We start from the raw sequence: 264 nt of genomic DNA, 5'->3' as shown, positions 1-264 counted from the left end.
ATGATCAAAACCGTCTTGATGCACGCCTTCTGGCGCTGCTGGCGTATCGCTATCAATGGCTAACATTCTAAATTGATGTATTTCAATATCGCGATCTTCATCAATACCGGTAAGCTGGCAAAACTCACTGACAATACTTTTCATGCCATCTGATTCAAGTAGGCTTTGCTCTAAATTTTCGTAAGTACGTTCAACGTTACCTTGAAACGTATTAATCGAGTCGTCTTGAACAAATGCTTTGGCAGCTTGCAATTTTAGCTCACC

1 protein-coding gene is annotated in these 264 nt (G+C 40.9%); it reads right to left on the bottom strand.

Annotated features, from left to right (window positions below; genetic code table 11):
* On the bottom strand, nt 1–264 hold a 264-nt coding region (locus R2R70_RS20850; protein WP_410979028.1), incomplete at both ends, for a 2OG-Fe dioxygenase family protein.

Origin of the sequence: Cobetia sp. SIMBA_158, from assembly GCF_046566945.1 — a bacterium.
In the GTDB taxonomy this organism is placed as follows: Bacteria; Pseudomonadota; Gammaproteobacteria; order Pseudomonadales; family Halomonadaceae; genus Cobetia; species Cobetia amphilecti.
Note: the sequence above shows the minus strand (reverse complement) of the source record. Positions and strands in the feature narration are given on the sequence as shown.